Source organism: Bradyrhizobium sp. BRP22, assembly GCF_020194175.1.
In the GTDB taxonomy this organism is placed as follows: Bacteria; Pseudomonadota; Alphaproteobacteria; order Rhizobiales; family Xanthobacteraceae; genus Bradyrhizobium.
On the sequence record NZ_JADYVX010000085.1, the window covers coordinates 1 to 3,788 of the forward strand.

Below are 3,788 nucleotides of genomic sequence, written 5' to 3' on the forward strand. Positions count from 1 at the left end.
AACGTGTCGTGGCTGGGAATGCCGTGGCTGAGCTCCAGGAACCGCCGCAACAGCTCCTCTCGGCCTTTGCCGAAGAACTCGAACTCGGTGCAGGTCTTGGCGCCGGCCAGCGTCGCCGCCAAGGCGATGACGAGGATGTCCACCAGACTGTGTTGGGCGTTGCTGGCACGCGGATCCTCGAGCGGTCGAAACATGCGCCTGAGATTGCGCACCTTGGTCTCCTTCGGGAATCGGAAAACACCCGAAGAATCCAATTCGCACCGCTATGCAATACCCCTCTAAGGCCATATGCGATTCCCCTAGGGCGATGCCCGGGGTTTCCTGTTGTTGGCATGAGGATTCAAAACAAGCGCCGACTATGAGGTACATCCTTCTTTCCTTGCCGTTCAATATACCGTCGTACTTGGGCTTCGTTGAGGCCAACGGGCCGGGGGTACACTGTTAACTTGATGAGATTGTCGGTACGCATACGAGGAAGCTTACGATTACCCACATTTTTGAGTCAGAGTTTTGCTCCCGTTGCGATATCAATGAATCGCGATAATCCGCGCCACAAGATCAGATTCCCTGGTGGCGGATCGTCGGCGCGGGCGAGATAGCCGCCGAGCCTGGCGATCTTGATGAGATAATGCGACAATGTCTTTCGCTGTGTGCTGACTGCATTCTTGTCTTTGACGAGCCGATCCAGCAATTGGATTTCAGTTTTGGTCAGCACAAATTCCGGTGAGGCATTTGGCGCTGAACGATTGAGCATCGTCATCCAAAAAAATGCGCCAGCTCACAATGCAGAATACCGAGATCAGATTCGTCAATCGCTGAGCAGTCCGCAGTTGCGAGTCCTCTGCCCTACCGCCGGATTTGAGTACCTTGTGGAAGACCTCGATCTTCCATCGCAGGGAATACCATTCGAGCTTCTCGACCGCATCGCCGCGCGATTGCACCGGAAGATCGGTCCGCAGTTGCGGATTCCGATCGATGTCGCCCAGGATTCCGAGATGATCTCGCCCACCATTCCGGGATGATGTGGCCCGGGTGACGAGACCTCTTCTGGCTCCCATAGGGTCAACCCTTTCGGCTTTGCGAAGGGGAACCCTGGATGCCGACGGAGAGGCTTGCGATGCGCCGTGTGCGCGATGTGATCAGGATGAAGGCGGCTGGGCTGCCGAGCCGCGAAATTGCTCGGCGGATGGGCGCGGCGCCCTCGACAGTGCGGCTGACCATCCGGCGGTTCGAGGCCGCAGGCCTGAGCTGGCCGCTGCCCGACGAACACACGGACCCGGCCCTGGAGGCCCGCCTGTTCGCCAAGACGGGCAACGGTAACCGGCAGGGTCATCGCCGCATCGCCGAGCCCGACTGGGCGGCGGTGCACCGCGAGCTCAAGCGCAAGCACGTGACGCTGTCGATCCTGTGGGAAGAGTACATCGGCGCCGAGCGCGGCGATACCGGTACTCGCGCTTCTGCGAGCTTTACCGCGCCTGGGAGGGACGCTTGTCGGTGACGATGCGCCAGGCGCACGCGGCCGGCGACAAGCTGTTCGTCGACTACGCGGGCGACGGCGTGCCGGTGGTGGTCGACCGCCTCACCGGTGAGCGGAGGACGGCGCAGATCTTCGTCGCCGTGCTCGGCGCCTCGAGCTTCACCTACGCGCAAGCGACGTGGACGCAGGGGCTCGCCGACTGGATCAGCGCCCATGTTGGCGCCTTCGCGGCGATCGGCGGCGTCCCGGCGCTCTTGGTGCCTGACAACACCAAAGTCGCAGTCATCAAGGCGAGCCTCTACGACCCGCAGATCAATCGCACCTATGCGGAGATGGCCGCGCATTACGGCACGGCCGTCTTGTCGGCGCGGCCGCGCAAGCCGCGCGACAAGGCCAAGGTCGAGCAGGCCGTCCTCATCGTCGAGCGCTGGCTGCTCGGCCGCCTGCGTCATCGCACCTTCTACAGCCTGGCCGAGGTCAATGCGGCGATCGGCGAACTGCTCACGAGGCTGAACGAGGAACGGCCGATCCGGCGGCCCGGCGTGACACGCCGCCGGTTGCTCGAGGAGGTCGACCGGCCGGCGCTCAAGCCATTGCCGGTGTCCCCCTACGTCCTCGCCGAGTGGCGGATCCGCCGCGTCAGTCTCGACTACCACGTCGAGGTGGAGAAGCATTACTACAGCGTTCCGCATCACTTCGCCCGCGCCGAGGTCGAGGTGCGGTTCACGGCCCGCACCGTCGAGATCTTCCACAAGGGCGAGCGGATCGCCGCGCATCAGCGCATGAGCGGCAATCACAAACACACCACCGTGCCGGAGCACATGGCTCCAGCCATCGGCGCTACGCCGGCTGGACCATCGCGCGTATCCGCCAGGACGCCGCCGCGATCGGGCCGGCGACCAGCGCGTTGTGCGACCTCATTCTCGACGAGCGCTCGCACCCCGAGCAAGGCTTCCGCGCCTGCCTCGGCATTCTCAGGCTCGCCGCCTCCTATGGGCGCGAACGGCTGGACGCCGCGGCTGGGCGGGCGATCGACATCGGCGCGCGCACCTCTGGCTCGGTCAAATCGATCCTCGCCAACAATCTCGATCGGCGTCCTGCTCACCAGCGCTCCGCGGACGATGCGCCGGTCCTGCATGTCAACATCCGCGGACCGCGCTACTACAACTAGGAGATCATCCTTGCTCACGCATCTGACCCTCGACTGCCTCAACGCCCTCGGCCTCCACGGCATGGCCAAGGCCTTCGCCGACATCGAAGCCACCGGTGAGGCCGCAAGCCTCGGTCACGCCGAATGGCTTGCTCTGCTGCTTGAACGTGAAGCCTCGCTGCGGCACGACAAACGGCTCACCACTCGCCTGCGCTACGCCAAGCTGCGCCAGCAGGCGTGCGTCGAGGACATCGACTACCGCACCCCGCGCGGTCTCGACCGCCCGCTGTTCGCCAAGCTTGCCGAGGGCCGCTGGATCGAGGACCACGTCAATCTCCTGATCTGCGGCCCGGCCGACGTCGGCAAGAGTTGGCTCGCCTCGGCGCTCGGCCACAAGGCCTGTCGCGACAATCGCTCCGTGCTCTATCAGCGCGTCCCGCGCCTGTTCGATGATCTGGCGCTCGCCCGCGGCGACGGTCGCCATCCACGACTGTTGCGCGGCCTTGGCCGTGTCGATCTGCTGATCCTCGATGATCGAGGGCTCGAGCCGCTCGATGCCGGCGCCCGTCACGACCTCCTGGAAATCCTCGAAGATCGATACGGTCATCGCTCCACCATCGTCACCAGCCAGCTTCCCGTGGACCAGTGGCACCTGCTCATTGGAGATCCCACCTATGCCGACGCCGTGCTCGATCGCCTCGTCCACAATACCCATCGGCTCGACCTCACCGGTGAGAGCCTGCGCCAAACTCGGCAATCCACCCGAAAGACCTGAGCCCGTGGCGCTGTGGACATGCCGCTGCGCTTGGAGAACGCAATCGCGTTGCCCACATGCCCACAGCAATCGCAGAAGAAGAAAAACGGTTGAAGTCGCGATTCCAGATTGACCACGCGGCTTGACCGATGCCAGAGAACCAGCCGGCCAGAACGCCTCGCCGCTGGGCGAGATCAAATCGGAAAGGTGGGCGACATCGTCTCGGAATCCACGGGCGACTTCATATCGGTACGCCTGGGCGACTTCGTCGGAATCCGCAGTCAGGAGTTTCCATTCAATCTTCTTTCTGTTCTTTGGCGCTCCTCTTTCATCAGCGTGGATCACTGTCAAAGTCAAAGCTGGATACCGCGACTGCTTGCCTATCGGTGGCAGAATACGGATTTTAC

Annotated in this window: 5 protein-coding genes and 1 pseudogene; 4 read left to right on the forward strand and 2 right to left on the reverse strand. The window is 63.1% G+C overall.

Annotation, left to right across the window (positions count from 1 at the left end):
* Both I6F35_RS39365 and I6F35_RS39370 read right to left on the reverse strand, forming a co-directional pair.
* Positions 1-212 (reverse strand): transposase family protein (locus I6F35_RS39365; RefSeq protein ID WP_225122938.1); only part of this gene is annotated, 212 nt, incomplete at its 3' end.
* Positions 213-502: 290 nt separating this feature from the next.
* Entirely contained in the window at positions 503-760 is a 258-nt protein-coding gene (locus I6F35_RS39370; protein WP_225122939.1) for a hypothetical protein, read from the reverse strand.
* Here I6F35_RS39370 and I6F35_RS39375 point away from each other — a divergent pair.
* The 4 genes and pseudogenes from I6F35_RS39375 to I6F35_RS39390 all read left to right on the forward strand — a co-directional run.
* On the forward strand, positions 747-1,022 hold the full coding sequence (locus tag I6F35_RS39375; RefSeq protein ID WP_225122940.1) for a hypothetical protein: 276 nt from the start codon (positions 747-749) through the stop codon (positions 1,020-1,022). The two genes, I6F35_RS39370 and I6F35_RS39375, sit on opposite strands and share 14 nt — an antisense overlap.
* 95 nt (positions 1,023-1,117) lie before the next feature.
* A pseudogene (istA, locus tag I6F35_RS39380) lies at positions 1,118-2,648 on the forward strand (IS21 family transposase).
* Between the two features lie 10 nt (positions 2,649-2,658).
* Entirely contained in the window at positions 2,659-3,402 is a 744-nt protein-coding gene (gene istB / locus I6F35_RS39385; protein WP_225122941.1) for an IS21-like element helper ATPase IstB, read from the forward strand.
* Positions 3,403-3,588: 186 nt separating this feature from the next.
* A partial coding sequence (locus I6F35_RS39390) for a hypothetical protein (RefSeq protein WP_225122942.1) occupies positions 3,589-3,788 on the forward strand: 200 nt, incomplete at its 3' end.